This window comes from Schlesneria paludicola DSM 18645 (genome assembly GCF_000255655.1).
GTDB lineage: Bacteria > Planctomycetota > Planctomycetia > Planctomycetales > Planctomycetaceae > Schlesneria > Schlesneria paludicola.
In genome coordinates this window covers 1,328,609-1,343,801 of record NZ_JH636434.1, presented here as the reverse complement: position 1 = coordinate 1,343,801, position 15,193 = coordinate 1,328,609, and the positions used below count along the sequence as shown (strand labels likewise).

Here is a 15,193-nt window from a genome sequence, read left to right as displayed (position 1 = left end):
AGGCAAGCGAATCGCAAAAAGCGTCCCCCAGTTCGGATTGCAGGCTGCAACTCGCCTGCATGAAGCCGGAATCGCTAGTAATCGCAGATCAGCATTGCTGCGGTGAATGTGTTCCTGAGCCTTGTACACACCGCCCGTCAAGCCACGAAAGCGGGGGGCATCCGAAGTCGCTGCGTGAACCGCAAGGACACAGGTGCCGAAGATGAACTCCGTGATTGGGACTAAGTCGTAACAAGGTAGCCGTAGGGGAACCTGCGGCTGGATCACCTCCTTTCTAAAGGATATTGGTCAATTGCGCCAGAGACGTTGGTTGGGGTGATGATTCGAGCAATCGTTTCTGAAACCCGTATCTTCCAGCGAATCAAATCAATAACAAACAGTCCGCATCAAGCGTAATTCCGATTCTCAAACCTCCAATCTGTTTATATGAAGCCCACTCAGGCCTTAACCTGAGTGGGCTTTTTTCGTTTGCTGGTGGGTGCGGATTATGGGGCGTCAAGGCTCGTCAGGCCGCTGCTGGATTTCACGGAAAGTGGTCGCGCTTGGCCAATGTCGTTCTGATTGGTGGAGGCGGAGTGGAAGGCGCGAAAGCCTGGACGGTCGTGTGCGAATGTTTTGGCTGGCAAGTCGAGGCTGAGTGCCCTAGCAAGGACGGCTCGCCCCAAGTCCAAGCGGCGTGGCGGTCAAGTTGCGACGACCCTGGGTACGTCGCGAGAAAGAGCTCGCGAAAGAGGAGCTGGAGAGAAGCAGCCTGCGATCAACCAGTGCGGATCAGCTTGATGCTCATGATTCCGGGTAGGGATTCGAGCTTTGTGAGCAGAGGTTCGACCGCGTGTTCGGTTGAGAATCGCAGTTCGAACGTCAGGCGAAGTTCGTTTTGTGCAAGGTTGTCGTCGCATTCCAAATCTTTGACGACGTGTCCCAATGTTTTGAGTTCGTTCTGAATCAGATGACGGTTCAGAAGCGGTTTCTTGCCGACGATCTCGATCTGTCTTTGACAGACATGCCAGCGAAGTCCTTCGATTTGACGCAAGATCGTCAGGCAAAAGAGGGCCGTCAAGGTGGCGACAATCGCGACCGTGTACATTCCGGCACCCGCGGCCAGACCAATTGCAGCGACCAGCCAAAGGCTGGCGGCAGTGGTGAGTCCCTGTACGTTGATCCCGTTGCGGATGATCGCGCCGGCGCCCAGGAACCCGATTCCGGTGACGACACTGGCCGCGATTCGCGAAGTGTCAACCGCAATGAGGTCCTCTTTACGGTAGGTTTGGAAGTACACGAACTGGGTTGAAACGAGCATGAATGTCGTGGATGCCAGGGCGACGAGCAGATGCGTCCGAAGGCCAGCGGGATGGCCGCTTCGTTCTCGCTCGTATCCGATTGCGGCTCCCAAGATCGTGCTGGTGCCCATGCGGAGCAACATCGCAATGGCGGGGATCACCATGGGTGAACTTTCTCACGAGGTGGTCGATGCGAGCGAACGTCCGCGCAGAAGTCTCTACGCGGACCGGGCTTCGGTGATTCTAGATGAGCTCGCTACTGCTTCTTCCCCTCAATAATACTGACTTCCGCACTGGTCGGTACGATTCTGGAGAGATGGAACCCCGCCGATTTGAAAAGGGTTCGGAATTCGTCGTCGGTTCGTTCCTTTCCGCCGGGAAGCGTCAGCATGGTGAGGTCGAGCAATTTGCCGAAACAAGGAGTATTGCCCGGAGGGATCACACCCTCAACGACGAGTAGGCGCCCGTGGCTGGGGAGAACTTGATGGACATGGCGCAAGATCGTGGTCGCCTTTTCGTCGTCCCAGTCATGGATGATGTGACGCATGAGATAGGCATCGGCTCCGGCGGGAACCGACTCGAAGAAGTTGCCACCCATCACCTGGCAGCGGTCGGATAGCCCAGCGGCCGACAAGCTGACTGTGGCTCGTTCTGTCACGCCGGGCAGATCGTAGAGAATTCCTTTCATGTGCGGGTACTTCGTCAGGACGGTAGTTAGCAGGCTGCCGTTGCCTCCGCCGATATCTGCCAAGACCTTCACATCCGAAAAGTCGTATGCATCCGTCATTGCCGTGGTCTCGCGGCCGTGGACTCCGACCATCGCGGCATCGAACACTTTGGCCTGCTCAATGTTCTTGGAGAGGAACTCAAAAATGGGCATTCCGTACAGCTTGTCAAACGATGTCTTACCGGTCTGCACACTGTAAAGCAGCTCACCCCAAGCTTGATAATGTTCCTCACCACCCATGATTGCCAGTGCACGCTGCGATCCAGGGAGGTCACTTCGCAGGCATTCCGCCAGCGGTGTTAACGTAAATCGCGCATTGCCAACATCGGCGAACACACCCATGCTCGCGAGTCCACGAAGCAGTCGATAAAGCGATGGAGCGTGAGTGTTCGTGGCCTGAGCAAGATCGTCGATCGAGCGCGGCCCTTCAATCAAGAGGTCCGCAAGACCCAGCTTCGCGGCGACGTAAAGTGCCTGGGTCGACCAGTAGCCTGACAGCATCCGGTTCATGATTTCGTGAGGGATCGGAGCTTCCATCAAGTGATTCCTTTGACGTTCTTTTGTCTCGAAACACGGATTGGGGGAGGTTCAGTTCCGTCAATCCACAAGACGAATTGAGGCCGTTTGCGAAAGCCTCAATGGCAGATTTCACGGGGGGCGTTGAAGCGCGCACGAAGGTTTTGATTTGGTCATCCTACGGTGGAGCATCGTCGAAACCATGTCGCACAAATGACGAAGTTGCCCGGGTAGCATTGTCGCGACGGCGACTCTGGAATCGACTCAGAATGCCTCGAGGCCAATATCAATCAAGCGGCTCGGCGTGCGGTCCTGATTTCGCGCAGGTCAACCATCTGATGGATGTTTCCGCGAACAGGCTGGCTCTCAAATCGGCCATCTTGATGCTCGATTCGCATCATCACGCTGGTTGTCGGTCCCAGCATGGTCGAGATGACCTTTCCGCTCACTTCGGTATTTGGAACGACCGTCAACTTGAACCGCTGCAAGATGGTCGGCAGCGTCGCTTTCATGATCAGCATTGCCAGTGGTGCCCCCAGGCACATTCTTGGTCCCGCTCCAAAGGGCAGGTACTGGTAGGGCGATGGGGCCATTGTCAGCCAGCGGTCCGGCTGAAATGTGTCCGGTTCAGAGTAGATTTCCGGTAGGTGGTGCGTGATGAATTGGCTGAAGACAATTCCCGCGCCGGGCGCAAGTTTAAATGGTCCCAGTTCCACCGGAACCGCGGTAATTCGTTGAGAATACGATGACGCGGGAAGGATCCGCATACTTTCTTTGATGACGCGTTCGGTCAGCGACAGCCTTTCGACCTGTTCGAGTGTTGGAAACCCACCATCGAGTTCCTTCGTGAGTTCCTGGTGCAGTCCATTCATGACGGACGGGTGCTGTGCCAGTAGAAACAGGGTCCAGGTCAGCGAATGTGCGGTCGTCAAGTGCGCGGCGGCGAACATTAAGGCGGCCTGTCCGACCAATTCTTCCTCGGAAATACTTCCTTCGGCGTCGTGGGCGTTGATCAGCATCGACAGCGCATCTCGACCTGTGGGATTCGCTTTGCGCATCCGAATCATTCCCAGGATCTGGCCTTCAAGTTCGTTTGCTTCCGCCAGCAAGTCGCCATATCGATTTGCGATTGTTGGATCGGATACAAAGGCTCCCATCCCGATTTCATGGTTCAGGTGGACCCAATGGTCGATCATATGTCCAATTTTGTATGCGACCTGTGGCTGATCGAGTCCGAACAGAATGGAGCTCGTCAGCCGGAGCATGAAGTCGGTCATATCGCGCGAGATGTCGCGTTCGTTGCCCGGCGTCCAATCGGACAACATCGATTCCACTTCGATACGAATGGCTGGTAAATAATTCAAAATCGCCTTCTTCATGAAGGCATCCATCACCATTCGTCGGTTCCGCTTGTGCTGGTCTCCGTTCATGCTGAGCAGGCCGGAGCTGAGTCGTCTCTGTGACGAATTGCGTCCGCCTCGGATTGCAAAGAATCGCGAATGGAATGTGTTGCTATCGCTCAAGACCTGGTGATTGTACTCGGGCCCGAACACGAAATAGATTCGCTGGCCATCTTCTTCCATGGCGCAGACAGAACCATGCGCCGCGTGCAACCGTCGCATACAGGCGATTGGATCATCGGGGAAATCAAGGAGCCGCCCCTGCGTGACCGGAAGAGGTTCGTTCGCATCGCGGGCGATCGTGAGCTTCGTGTGCAACATGACTATTGTCTACCTTGACATTTTGAACGAATACGTCCTGTATTCGCGAACGATTTTCTACCAACTTCGCAGGTTCCCCACTAGGGAAACATGCAAAAATGATGCGGTCAAAGTCGTCAAAAGAACAATACCGGTCGCGACTTTGGAACGGCGGTTGCTCGATATGAGTTTCGAGCGAGATGCCTCGGCGGGGCGTCAAGTTTTGTTTTTTGGTCCATTCGCAGGAATAATCCACCAAGCAAGTCTGGCGAGAACTGCCGTTGGAATCTGTCAGACGCCGCTAACATTCCGTCTGAAGTGGATTTGAGATGTAAGATTGAGTGAAGCGCGACCTGCTTGCGTTTCGAGGAATTCAATAGCTTTCGGTGAATCACGTGATGACCGTGGCAACCGATCGTTCAGGGGCGGCCGAAATGATGCTAAACGATGAAAGCCAAACAGTTTGTCGTCACGCACGGGGGCTCGTCGCGATCGTTGCCGGCCTCGTCGCGATCCAATCGTTTGCCTGCGCGCAGCCTTCCCAGGCGTTAACGCCACCTGTGCCAATCGGAACGTCGAATGTTCCCTATGGTCCGCCAGCGCCCTATGGTCAGGCTCCCGTTGCCATCGGCCCCGGGCCGGTTCCAATCCGCTATGGCGCGCGATACCCGATGGTCTCGCCCTATCCGCAACCCAACTATCCTCCGATGCCGCCCCGTTACTGGTACCGGCAACCGACGCCGTTCGATCCGACGCTCTCGGCAAGGCCTCCGGTGAATGCCAATCCCGCGATTCCATTGACGCCCATTCCTCAGGGGGTTGATGGTGAAGCGTATCGCGTCACTCGTCCGATTGATGAAGCACAAGCGATGGTTGCGCCGCCAGCCATCGGCAATCTGCGTGTTTCGGTCAGTGAAGCATTCGTGAATCGAATTGTCGCACGGAATGAGCAAAAGCCAGGAGAGGTTCGTGATTTTATTCTTGGCGCTCAGGTCAGTGGGCACCAGACGACCGAGACCCGGTTGCGGTTCGATGTCTTGCCAAACTCGGAAAAGATTCGCGCCGCGTTGATTCTTGACGGATTGACACAGAGCCAGACAACGGGCGTGACGCCTCAGGCGATGGTCGATGTGGCCAGCCAGCAGCAATTTATGGCCACCAAAGAGCTGTACTTTGATGGGACCAGCATTTCAACGCGGCACGCCGTGGTCCATGTCCGGGCGAACAATCAAACACTGGGGGCGAAAACGCCGCTCAGCGGAACTCTGTTTGGGGGAATTGCCGATCGGATCGCCTATCGCGAAGCGGAGCGTCGCAAAACGGAAGCCGAAGCGATTGCACGTGACAAAGTCGCAGAACGTGTTTACCCGGAATTCGATTCTCAGATCGATAAGCAATTGGCGCTGGCCAATGATCACCTGGAGAACACAGTCCGGAAAGGCTTGCGTTTGGCCGGCCTAATGCCGACGCAGCAGCAGGCGTTTTCCACGAATACCTATCTGCAGTACTCGGCACAAATGACGGAAGATCAGCCTTCGACACCCGCGACATCGCTGGAAGCCGCGATGAATCGCGATGAAGGGGTGAATCTCCTGTTGCACGAGTCGTTCCTGAAGGCCATCGTGGCGCGTGCAAATTTGAAAGGTCTTAAGACGACTGACAAGGATTTGAAAGCCTCGCTGGCTCCATATGAAGTGAAGCCGGAAGAGGGGGATTCGACAGGTGACTCGGTGGCGCCACCGCAGGGGTTGGGGAATTTCGTCACGGATATTGAGTTCGATGCGGAGGACCCGCTGACGATTCGACTTGAGCAGAACCTTGCCAGTGTGACAATCCGAGCAAAGTTTAAGCCCGCAGGCCAAGACTTTTTGCCTCCGTTGGCGATTACGATCGGGTACAAGACCGAAATCGCTGGTGAGAAGATTCTGGTGACTCCCACCGAGGTTCAAGTCAAGGTGGCGAATCGCGATGATTCGAATGATCCCCCCAGTTTGGGGTTGAGTGTGCTTTCGCAGGCAATCAAGGCCAGCATATCCAAGCTGGCGTTTGATCGGGCGTTGCCGGCGAATTGGTGGACGTTTGGAGGGGTCTGTCCTCGCGTCACGGGAATTCGATCGGACGACGGATGGGCGGCAATTTCCATCAACTGAATGGCGTTCATCAAAAGCAGAACACCCTGGTACGGGTACCAGGGTGTTCTAAAATGTCTTCGTGCGTCGTCTGATCAGACTGCCACATCCAAGTCATGCAACTGCAGGACTTGATCAAGCTTTGTGATTTCAAGCACTTCACGGATGTCGGCCGAGGGGTTGTACAAGTGGACTTCGACGCCTTGTTTGCGAATCGAAGCCAAGAGCCCCAGAAGGCCGCTCGGAATTAATCTCACGCGTGTCAAATCGAACGCAAGCACCTGACAATTGTTTTCACGAATCAATTCAACTAGTTCATCGCGGCAGTCCGCCACATTCATGTCGTCAAGGACTTCCCGTCCCCCAAACCCAATGACGGTGAGTTCTCCCGCCTGGTAAACCTCCAGCGCTGAAACACTTTGCATTGTTCACAACCTCCGCGAAAAACAGAAAAGAAACAAAACCAAACGATATGGGCCTGATTTTTTGATCAGGTTCCCGAATCCCTTTCGAAAAAAAAGAAAGGGCAAAAGCGATAAGTGCAGCAAACATACCGTTTCTCAACAAAATGGCGCGAGTTCCATTTCAACCGCACGCGAACATCTGCCTAAGACAGAATAACGTAGAATTCCCGCTCGACTAGCGTGGAAATCCGGTGGATCGCCCGTTTTTTTGGGGAAAAAGAGCATGCCATAAGTATGGGTTGATTGGTGGTTGTTTCAGAAACGACAGCAGATTTTCCGTAGGTGCCGCCTGACAATGCAGATCTTGCGAGAATTCGCATCAAAACTCGGAAGTGTATTAAAACTCACCAAATCGCAGAACCCAACTTATCCGTGCCCACAACGTCCGAACGAGGGCGCCTGGCGATTCAAACTAATTTATCCAAACCAGTGCGGATCAAGCAGCCAGCGAAGGACACCTGCACTCCGAAGGATGGGGCCGTTGAAATCGATGCAGGCCACTGTACCGGGCGAAAACTGGATTCGTCCCCCACCCAGCATTTCCGCCAGGCATCGGCTCATGTCGGGCTGATGGCCCACACAGACGACTCGTTCCATCGCGGTGCTGGATAGAGAGCTTAGAAGCTCGTCGGTGCTAAGGCCTGGCGCCAGCCGCTGGCTCACACGAACGAGTGAGGAGTCCGCACCGATTTCTTCGGCGATCACCTCTGCGGTCTGTCGAGCTCGAACCAGGGGACTATGCAAAATTAGCTCGGGAGGCTGTTCGCGGGCAATCAGCCACTGGATTGAGCTCGCAAGCCGCCGCCGACCTGCGGGCGTCAGAGTTCTGTCGAAATCTGACGCCGCAACATCGGGGTCCACTGCTTCGCCGTGTCGAGCGAGCCAAAGTCGAAGCATGACAATTCCGGACAGCAGGATTAGGGATGAGGCACCTGGTTTGTGTGACTTCAACTTTACCGGCCGTCCCTAGGCCTGGCTATTCTGGGACCGCTGGCGGGGGTGACACTTCAGGCTGTGTACCTGCCGCAGGCACCGCCTCGACGGGTGTTTCAATGGCCGCTGGTGCGTCGAGCGACGGTGCTCCATCGTTTGCGGAACTCGCCGGAGTGGCCTCAACGGGTTCCGGGGTTTGTGTTGGCACGGTCTCAAGTTGAGGTACGCTCTCGGATGTTTCCGGATTCGGTGCAGGAATATCGTCCGGCTTGCTGGCGACGACAGGTGGCATAGGGCTGCTGGACAAACTTGGCACATTTGCCGGCGGGACCGTTAGGGCAGGGGCCGCTGCGGCCGATGGTTTCACGGCAGCCGTCACTGGGGCTGGCGTATTGCTCGCTGGCTTATTCACGACAGGCACCGTCGCAGGGGCTGGGGTCGCGGGTTTTGCAGCCGTTTGTGGTTGTGCTGCGGCAGGCTGCTGAGTGACCTGAGGTTGAGCTGAGGGCCGGTAATTTCCGGTCGCGACGTAGACCTTCGGGTCATCCACAATCCACCGCGTCGACCAGGTCCGTCCGTCATCCTGATTGACGATATTGAAGAAGTACGTACTGGTTTGTTCGCAGTGGTAGCCGTACGGGTAGTTCGAATACAGGTGATCGCGAGCGGTCAGGTTCGCAACACCTTCATGGGCGTAGTAGTGAACCTTTCCGTCGGAGGTGATGGAAAGTCCCAGCGTCCACCAGCCGGCATGCGTGATTTTCGGGCCGGGGACGTCATGACCGCGTTCGTCGGAACGGATCAGGATTGTGGCATAGTCTTCTTTCTCCCCGGTCATCTGTTTCGTATTCAGTTGGATGAAGAAGCCCGGCCAGTACTGCTCCTGCTTCTTAAATGATCCCATATTCTTGAACAGGCGTCCCATCGACTTTGTCGAATTAATCGTCGTCATGCAGTCCGCACGGAAACCGAAGTGGCTGCCATGACGACGTTCCCATTTTTCGAAAGGGGGGATATAGACGCGGCAGGTATAGCTGGGGGTCCACGATGCAGGCAGCATATAGCCCAGGCGTTGCTGGACACTGGCGATCAGGTCATCCTGCTGAAATGTGCGCGACGTCTGGCCGGGTATCCCCGAGTTCAGGGTCTGCATGGCCAAGGCCCCTTTGCTGCCGGGAATGCCGCCAGGTGGGGTGTCGACGCGGTGAACGTAGTCGGGCGTTCCTCGGTAAAGGCTCTCGAGGAACAGTCGATTGCTCGAAAAGCCCGACGGATGTCGTTCGACTTTATCGATGTTTGCACTCGACTTGGGCAGGTTCAGCGTAAAGCTCCAGGTCGGGTCTTCAAAATCATCGAAGCATTCGACGATCTGCTGCCCAGTCCCAGGTACGACCTGAGCTTGAGCCGGCATGACCAGATGTGGAAACGCGAACGCGAAGACGATCGGCAACGTGAAGCGAGATTTCATGTGAGGCATCCTGTTCCTCAAGGACCATCCTGTGCCATCAGTCACCGAACCTGATCGGAGATGCATCGGCACCACGTCAGATGTCGTGACGAATTTGTTCTAAACAACGTATTCAGGTGGGCGCATTTGTGAATACTCTGCCAGCAGTTGCTGAGTCGTGACGACTTTTCCGATTGTGCGGGATTTTCAGGATCCGCATCTTGGAACGTCTTTGCAGGCATACTCTTCCGTACCACCACTCACCTCGTGTATCGGATTCGATGAGGATCCTGATTCAATCAAATCCGCGTCACCGGAATTCACGACAATTGAGTTTGCCGACGGTGCGTTTTACGCGGCTTTTGAAGACGCCTGCGCAGGTCTTTCCCCATCCTCAGGTCGTTGTTGGGTCTGTCGATCGTCAGCGGACGCTCAACCTGTTTCAGGTCACCGCCGACAATCACTTCATTCGATTGGAATTCGATTTGAACGGATAATTTCTCGGAAAGAAGGCGTTACACCTAGTCTTGTCCCGTGCCTAGGGGTACCGTATCGTAATGGCTCGTCAAAGAGACACGACGACTGAAAACGACTGTGTCGACGATTGAACTGACGGGCAGATTCGCGGTGAGGATCGTCCTTCCGTACACAATTCGTCGTGATGCGATTGCGCAATCGCAGTGCGTCACCGTATGCCTTTGATTTTGCCTGGCCGACCTCAGTTGTTTCGTGCTTTTCCGTGTCTTGCTCAAGGGAACTGGCGTTGCAACTCCGTCAGGGAATGGTTGTGAGGAGCGTCGAACTATGATGTGTCCATTTTGCCGTCATGAAGACACAAGCGTGATCGACTCGCGTGCCAGCCAACAGTTTGTCATCCGTCGCCGCCGAAAATGCCTGGGATGTGAGCGGCGTTTTACCACCTACGAAAAGATTGAAGAGTCACCGCTGAAGGTCGTCAAGAAGGACGGAACTCGCGTTCCCTTCCAGCGAGAAAAGATCAAAGCCGGATTGGAAAAGGCTTGCTACAAACGGCCGATCAGCGATGAAACGCTCGAAACGATCATCTCCGAAATTGAAGGGAATCTTTACGAGCAATTTGATCGTGAAGTTCCGTCTCGCGAGATCGGTGAAAAGGTGATGGAATCGCTGCGGCATCTCGACCATGTGGCGTTCGTGCGGTTCGCTTCGGTCTATCGCGAGTTCCAGGACGTCAACGATTTCGTCGAAGAACTTCAGCCCATTCTTCGCGGTGACTCCCCGCGATAAGTTGGCTTGCTGCAACCAGCGACGCCCATTGACGCGAACACCGCTTACCAAATTGCGTCTTGAAGTGTGCCACTACACGTTGGGAATAGCGTCGTCATTGCCGGGCTGATTTGTCCAGACGAAGTGCTCGTTCGCCAGACGGTGTTCTCCCTGCCAGCGATAGGCACAGAGAAACCCGCCTTTGGCCACACTGAAGTCGAGGCAGGCCACGTTCGGGGCCAGGATCTCCGGACGAATCGGCGCCAGCCAGTAGTGTCCGCAAAACACGGGTGGCGCGTCGGACGGATAAGGAACCGCTGCCGCGATCGAGGCCTCATCGAGCTGATGGTCTGATTCGATTTCGTCGGTCATTGCGTAACTGCGAATCGTGTGGCGTTCGGGTGACAAATACCAGCGGACTCGGACATTGCGACGCACGTGCCCTTCCTTGTCGCGGAAGAATGCCATTCCCGGCAAGGGAGCTTCTTTCCCTTTCAGCAGAGTCTCGACGGCGTCAAATAACTCATTCCCCGGTCGGCAGGCGGACTGTAGAAACGATGGCAGCAACGGCTGATCGTTGGGGTGGTCCTGACGAACCCGTGCGATGGCGCGATCGTCCCAGCAGGCGTGGACCGCTCGAAGTCCTTCAAGTTCGAGCCACATCGGCAGGGTGCGAAACCATTCGAGGTAGAACTTGAGTTCGTCCGGCGTCAGTTGCTCGACAGTCTGGCGATGTTGGTGATTGTTGGAAGGAGAATGTCGCCTCAGAAATTCACCCGGTGCGTTTCGGTCTTCGGTGTGGTAGGCGATCGCGTTGAGTTCGTGGTTTCCCATCACGGCATAGGCGGTTCCGGCAGCGACCATCTGTTGAACGATCTTCAGAACTTTTTGGATTTGCGGGCCGCGATCGATGAAGTCCCCTAGAAAGATCACCTTCCGCTCGGGGTGCCGATAGATGCCTTCGTGACTTTGATATCCCAGCAGTTGAAGAAGTTGGACAAGTGCATCGGCATGTCCATGAATATCGCCAATCAAGTCATACATCGCGATTCGAATTTCCCTCACTCGTGCCGGTCGTGCGAACCAGAGTCATCTGTATATTTTCGGAAATTATAGCGGCTGCAAGAGTTCGAACGAACGTGGCTGGATCGCATGGCTGGGCCATGCAGCACTGAGTGACGCGGACACATGGATTTGAAGTACGATGAGTGTCCCGAACCAACTTTTTGATACAAACCCTGCGGCATGATCTTTGCGGCCCGAATCGAGACGGCATTTCGAGAAATGCGAAGTCGCTGTGACTTTCGCAAGAAGCGTCTTTCCCAAAGTATGATGCCTATTTCGGCGGTATTCTGCATCGGGATTGAGGAGTATAGAGGATGCGGACAGTTCATCGTTCCTCGGTGATAGTGATCGCGATGTCGACAAGAGTGTCTCTGGTTGTCGTGGCCATGTTGAGTATCGCGGCGACTGCCGGGCCTGCGGCTTGTCAGGATAGGCCGACATTGCGCGTGGCTGATGAGAAAACGAGCGAGCCACTGTTGCCCGGAGACCATTGGCGCAAGTTGTCGGTTGGAAAGCTTACCCGGACTGCGGCTGTGCATGTCCCGGTAACCTACGATCGAAAAGTGCCAACGCCCGTCGTACTGGCCTTGCACGGCGTCGCGATGAGTGGCCCGATCATGGCCGCATTTAGCGGGCTCAACGAGACTTCGGATCGAAAAGGATTCGTGGTCGTCTATCCCAACGGAACCGGATCAGGGCCGGTCTTGACCTGGAACGCCGGTGGTTTTGTGAAAGGAGTTTCGAGTCAGGCTGACGATGTCGGGTTTATTCGGCAGTTGCTGGACGATTTGGCAACCGTCGTCAACATCGATCAGAACCGCGTTTATGCATGTGGCATGAGTAACGGCGCCATGATGTGTTACCGCCTTGCCTCGGAATTGTCGGATCGCATCGCCGCCATTGCTCCGGTTGCGGGCACAATGGCCATCGGCAACCGCGAGCCCGATCGCGCGGTGTCTGTGATTCACTTTCATGGGACTCGCGACACGCTGGTCCCTTTCGAGACGGAGGGCATCAAGCAGATGCCCTGGTTGCGTCTGAAATCTGTGGAAGAATCGATCCGGACATGGGCCAAAACGAATCGATGCGATGTTCAGCCCGCGATCAGCGATCTGTTGTCAAAAGAAGGGGACGAGTTGACGGTCACGCGGCGGCGGTATGGGCCTGGGGTTGAGGGGACAGAAGTGGTCCTGGTCACCGTCACGGACGGTGGGCATACGTGGCCGGGGCAGGTTCCACCCGTCGAATTACTGGGAAAATCCGCGATGAATATCTCGGCAAATGAACTGATCTGGGCATTTTTCCAGCAGCATCCGCTGAAATGATCGAGCCATGACAATTCAGTGATTCGAAAATGCGGTCGCACGCGATTCGCAAGTTCCCCCCGCACGGAATCTCATCTACGGGTGCGCATTGATGGCATGACACATTTGAAAACGTCATGTCTGAAAAGATTGCGGGTCGGCATCATCCACAGCGAGATCCGCCATTGGTATTCTACGCGGCAGTGCTTGACCGTCATTGTGTTCCTGGGATTGAAACATGAGTCACCGAGTCTGCCGATGGGGCATTCTATCTGCCGCGAATATTGCTCGTAAGAACTGGTTGGGTATTCGGAACGCGGAAAATTCCGTCGTGACGGCCGTTGCCAGCCGAAGCCTTGATAAAGCCCAGCAGTTCATCGACGAATGTCAGGCTCATTCTTCATTTGATCCGAAGCCTGTCGCGGTGGGAAGCTACGAAGAATTGTTGAAGCGGCCCGATGTGGATGCCGTCTATATTCCGATGCCCACCGGGCTTCGCAAGGAATGGGTTATTCGTGCGGCAGAAGCGGGCAAGCATGTGCTTGCCGAAAAGCCGATTGGATGCGACTCGGCCGAAGCAGCCGAGATGATCGCTGCGTGTCAAAAGCACAAAGTTCAGTTCATGGACGGTGTGATGTTCATGCACAGTCAGCGGCTGAACAAGTTGCGCGAGGCGATCGATGACGGCCGCAGCGTCGGTCCACTGCGGCGAATCGAGACCTCGTTCAGTTTCTGCGGAACGGACGAGTTCGCAAAGAGTAACATTCGTTCAAGCGGCGAACTGGAACCACTCGGATGCCTTGGCGATCTCGGTTGGTACAACATCCGGTTTTCGCTATGGGTGATGAACTATCTGATGCCCACGCGCGTCAGCGGCCGGATGTTGAACGAAGCCAAGCGGACGGATAGTCGCGCTTCGGTGCCCACAGAGTTTTCCGGCGAGCTGTTTTTCGCGAACGGCGTGACGGCGAGCTTTTATTGCTCATTCCTGACTGCCGTGCAGCAGTGGGCAACCATTGCCGGAACGGCCGGCTATATTGATGTTCAAGATTTCGTGATTCCCTACTTCGGCAACGAAGTTTCTTTCCGCGTGCGCAATGCAGGGCTCAATCAAGTGAGCTGCGATTTCAACATGGAAGATCACACGCGACGCGTGTCCGTTCCGGAATACAGCAACGGATGGGGAAACGCACAGGAAACCAATCTGTTCCGCAATTTTTCGCAGCTTGTGCTATCGGGAAAAACCGACAATCACTGGCCCGACATCGCGCTGAAGACTCAGCAAGTTCTTGATGCCTGCTTGAAATCCGCTCGTTCCAACGGCGCGATCGTCACGCTGTAGTCAAACGCATTTGCTTTTCACCACTGTTGCGTGCAGGGCCTTAGCCCTCACGCAACGGTGGTCGTTTCCGACTCGACAGCCTCACACAGGGGCGGCTTCCGAGAGTTCCGTATCCGTATGCGTATAGTTGATCGCAACGGATTGTAGCTTTCGAAGTGCCAGACCTTCGACCTGTCGAACGCGTTCTTTGCAGATCCCCAGCTCGCTAGACAATTCCATCAACGTTCTGGGTTCAGATCGCCCGTTCAGTCCGAATCGCCCCTCGACGATATGGCGTTCGCGGTCACTCAAATGCTCGCTCAATGTTTCGACGACACGTCCGATCAATCGCGTTTGCGCTGTCGCCCCAAGATCGAGTTCTTCAAATGTGTCAGGTGTGCTGATCAGCACGCTGGGGTCCGTGGCAACGAATCGCGTCCGGTCGCGTTGACGTCGTTCGATCTTGCGAAAGAAACTGCGTCGGATTGCATGCGTCGCATAGGTACTGAATCGAAATCCCCGCTGATAGTCAAATTTATCGACCGCTTCCATCAGAGCCAGCGAGCCGTCGCTGACCAGGTCTTCGAATCCGTAGTGTGGAGATCGGTATTTTCCCGCGTTCGAAACGACAAGGCGAAGGTTGCTGCGAATAATGTGATCGCGAACTTCCTTGGCTTCGACCAGCAGCCGTTCGATCTCGGCGACTTTCGTGATTGAGGGGCGGCGTGGGTTGAGTGACGTTTGAAGGCGTGCGGCCACGAATTTCAGGTAATTCATTCGCCGAAATTCGAACTGTTCTTCAGCAAAGCTGAGCAGTGGTTCACTGAGTGCCGACGAGAGACAGGACGTGTGTTCACCATCAGGAGCAACCCGTCGGCGTGGAGCCCGCTTCGGAGTGTCGATTTCAAATTTCTGTGTCTTTGTTTTCGCGGCCAGCATTGATTCGAATTCATCGCTGGGGATGAACTCAATCTCTAGCATCAGAATCCGAGCTACGCGCGCTTCTTGATCGCAGCCCGACATTTGTCGATCGATCGAGCTTGAAGACGACCGGACCATGAA

The 15,193-nt window shown here is 55.3% G+C and carries 13 protein-coding genes and 1 other annotated feature; of the genes, 5 read left to right on the top strand and 8 right to left on the bottom strand.

The window, feature by feature from the left end:
- Positions 1-128 precede the first annotated feature (128 nt).
- Positions 129-261 (top strand) — a sequence feature (16S ribosomal RNA rRNA prediction is too short).
- A 496-nt stretch (positions 262-757) separates the two neighbouring features.
- The 3 genes from OSO_RS0106610 to OSO_RS0106600 form a co-directional block, all read right to left on the bottom strand.
- Entirely contained in the window at positions 758-1,444 is a 687-nt protein-coding gene (locus tag OSO_RS0106610; protein ID WP_010582670.1) for an MgtC/SapB family protein, read from the bottom strand.
- A 92-nt stretch (positions 1,445-1,536) separates the two neighbouring features.
- Entirely contained in the window at positions 1,537-2,544 is a 1,008-nt protein-coding gene (locus OSO_RS0106605) for a methyltransferase (protein WP_010582669.1), read from the bottom strand.
- A gap of 269 nt (positions 2,545-2,813) precedes the next feature.
- Complete coding sequence (locus OSO_RS0106600) at positions 2,814-4,244, bottom strand: cytochrome P450 (RefSeq protein ID WP_010582668.1); 1,431 nt, start codon at positions 4,242-4,244, stop codon at positions 2,814-2,816.
- Between the two features lie 413 nt (positions 4,245-4,657).
- Here OSO_RS0106600 and OSO_RS0106590 point away from each other — a divergent pair, with 413 nt between their 5' ends.
- A complete protein-coding gene (locus tag OSO_RS0106590; protein WP_157605063.1) occupies positions 4,658-6,373 on the top strand; it encodes a hypothetical protein in 1,716 nt (571 codons plus the stop codon).
- Between the two features lie 74 nt (positions 6,374-6,447).
- Here OSO_RS0106590 and OSO_RS0106585 read toward each other — a convergent pair whose 3' ends face one another.
- The 3 genes from OSO_RS0106585 to OSO_RS51565 form a co-directional block, all read right to left on the bottom strand.
- Entirely contained in the window at positions 6,448-6,777 is a 330-nt protein-coding gene (locus tag OSO_RS0106585) for an STAS domain-containing protein (protein WP_010582665.1), read from the bottom strand.
- Between the two features lie 456 nt (positions 6,778-7,233).
- The gene (gene sixA, locus OSO_RS0106580) at positions 7,234-7,713 is read right to left on the bottom strand and encodes a phosphohistidine phosphatase SixA (protein WP_010582664.1); all 480 of its coding nucleotides are present in this window, start codon (positions 7,711-7,713) and stop codon (positions 7,234-7,236) included.
- Between the two features lie 79 nt (positions 7,714-7,792).
- Positions 7,793-9,217, bottom strand: a complete 1,425-nt coding sequence (locus tag OSO_RS51565) for a hypothetical protein (RefSeq protein WP_010582663.1) — start codon at positions 9,215-9,217, stop codon at positions 7,793-7,795.
- 308 nt (positions 9,218-9,525) lie between these two features.
- On the opposite strand from OSO_RS51565, the gene OSO_RS0106570 reads away from it, so the two are divergent.
- Together OSO_RS0106570 and nrdR are read left to right on the top strand one after the other, a co-directional pair.
- Positions 9,526-9,693 carry a hypothetical protein gene (locus OSO_RS0106570; protein ID WP_157605062.1) on the top strand — a complete coding sequence of 56 codons (168 nt, stop codon included), beginning with the start codon at positions 9,526-9,528 and terminating at the stop codon, positions 9,691-9,693.
- Positions 9,694-10,000: 307 nt separating this feature from the next.
- Positions 10,001-10,462: a transcriptional regulator NrdR gene (gene nrdR, locus OSO_RS0106565; RefSeq protein ID WP_010582661.1), complete on the top strand. Its 462-nt coding sequence runs from the start codon at positions 10,001-10,003 to the stop codon at positions 10,460-10,462.
- Between the two features lie 72 nt (positions 10,463-10,534).
- Here nrdR and OSO_RS42430 read toward each other — a convergent pair whose 3' ends face one another.
- Entirely contained in the window at positions 10,535-11,485 is a 951-nt protein-coding gene (locus tag OSO_RS42430; RefSeq protein WP_010582660.1) for a metallophosphoesterase, read from the bottom strand.
- A 374-nt stretch (positions 11,486-11,859) separates the two neighbouring features.
- Here OSO_RS42430 and OSO_RS0106550 point away from each other — a divergent pair, with 374 nt between their 5' ends.
- Both OSO_RS0106550 and OSO_RS0106540 read left to right on the top strand, forming a co-directional pair.
- Entirely contained in the window at positions 11,860-12,831 is a 972-nt protein-coding gene (locus OSO_RS0106550; RefSeq protein ID WP_237729261.1) for a CE1 family esterase, read from the top strand.
- Positions 12,832-13,048: 217 nt separating this feature from the next.
- The gene (locus OSO_RS0106540; RefSeq protein WP_010582657.1) at positions 13,049-14,152 is read left to right on the top strand and encodes a Gfo/Idh/MocA family protein; all 1,104 of its coding nucleotides are present in this window, start codon (positions 13,049-13,051) and stop codon (positions 14,150-14,152) included.
- Between the two features lie 81 nt (positions 14,153-14,233).
- On the opposite strand, the gene OSO_RS42425 is transcribed toward OSO_RS0106540, so the two are convergent.
- The gene (locus tag OSO_RS42425) at positions 14,234-15,190 is read right to left on the bottom strand and encodes a sigma-70 family RNA polymerase sigma factor (RefSeq protein WP_010582656.1); all 957 of its coding nucleotides are present in this window, start codon (positions 15,188-15,190) and stop codon (positions 14,234-14,236) included.
- Positions 15,191-15,193: the final 3 nt, after the last annotated feature.

Excerpts from the sequence above, each read along its gene's own strand:
- OSO_RS0106610 (WP_010582670.1), bottom strand. The coding sequence starts at position 1,444 with ATGGTGATCCCCGCCATTGCGATGTTGCTCCGCATGGGCACCAGCACG.
- OSO_RS0106605 (WP_010582669.1), bottom strand. The coding sequence starts at position 2,544 with ATGGAAGCTCCGATCCCTCACGAAATCATGAACCGGATGCTGTCAGGC.
- OSO_RS0106600 (WP_010582668.1), bottom strand. The coding sequence starts at position 4,244 with ATGTTGCACACGAAGCTCACGATCGCCCGCGATGCGAACGAACCTCTT.
- OSO_RS0106590 (WP_157605063.1), top strand. The coding sequence starts at position 4,658 with ATGATGCTAAACGATGAAAGCCAAACAGTTTGTCGTCACGCACGGGGG.
- OSO_RS0106585 (WP_010582665.1), bottom strand. The coding sequence starts at position 6,777 with ATGCAAAGTGTTTCAGCGCTGGAGGTTTACCAGGCGGGAGAACTCACC.
- sixA (WP_010582664.1), bottom strand. The coding sequence starts at position 7,713 with ATGCTTCGACTTTGGCTCGCTCGACACGGCGAAGCAGTGGACCCCGAT.
- OSO_RS51565 (WP_010582663.1), bottom strand. The coding sequence starts at position 9,217 with ATGAAATCTCGCTTCACGTTGCCGATCGTCTTCGCGTTCGCGTTTCCA.
- nrdR (WP_010582661.1), top strand. The coding sequence starts at position 10,001 with ATGATGTGTCCATTTTGCCGTCATGAAGACACAAGCGTGATCGACTCG.
- OSO_RS42430 (WP_010582660.1), bottom strand. The coding sequence starts at position 11,485 with ATGTATGACTTGATTGGCGATATTCATGGACATGCCGATGCACTTGTC.
- OSO_RS0106550 (WP_237729261.1), top strand. The coding sequence starts at position 11,860 with ATGTCGACAAGAGTGTCTCTGGTTGTCGTGGCCATGTTGAGTATCGCG.
- OSO_RS0106540 (WP_010582657.1), top strand. The coding sequence starts at position 13,049 with ATGAGTCACCGAGTCTGCCGATGGGGCATTCTATCTGCCGCGAATATT.
- OSO_RS42425 (WP_010582656.1), bottom strand. The coding sequence starts at position 15,190 with ATGGTCCGGTCGTCTTCAAGCTCGATCGATCGACAAATGTCGGGCTGC.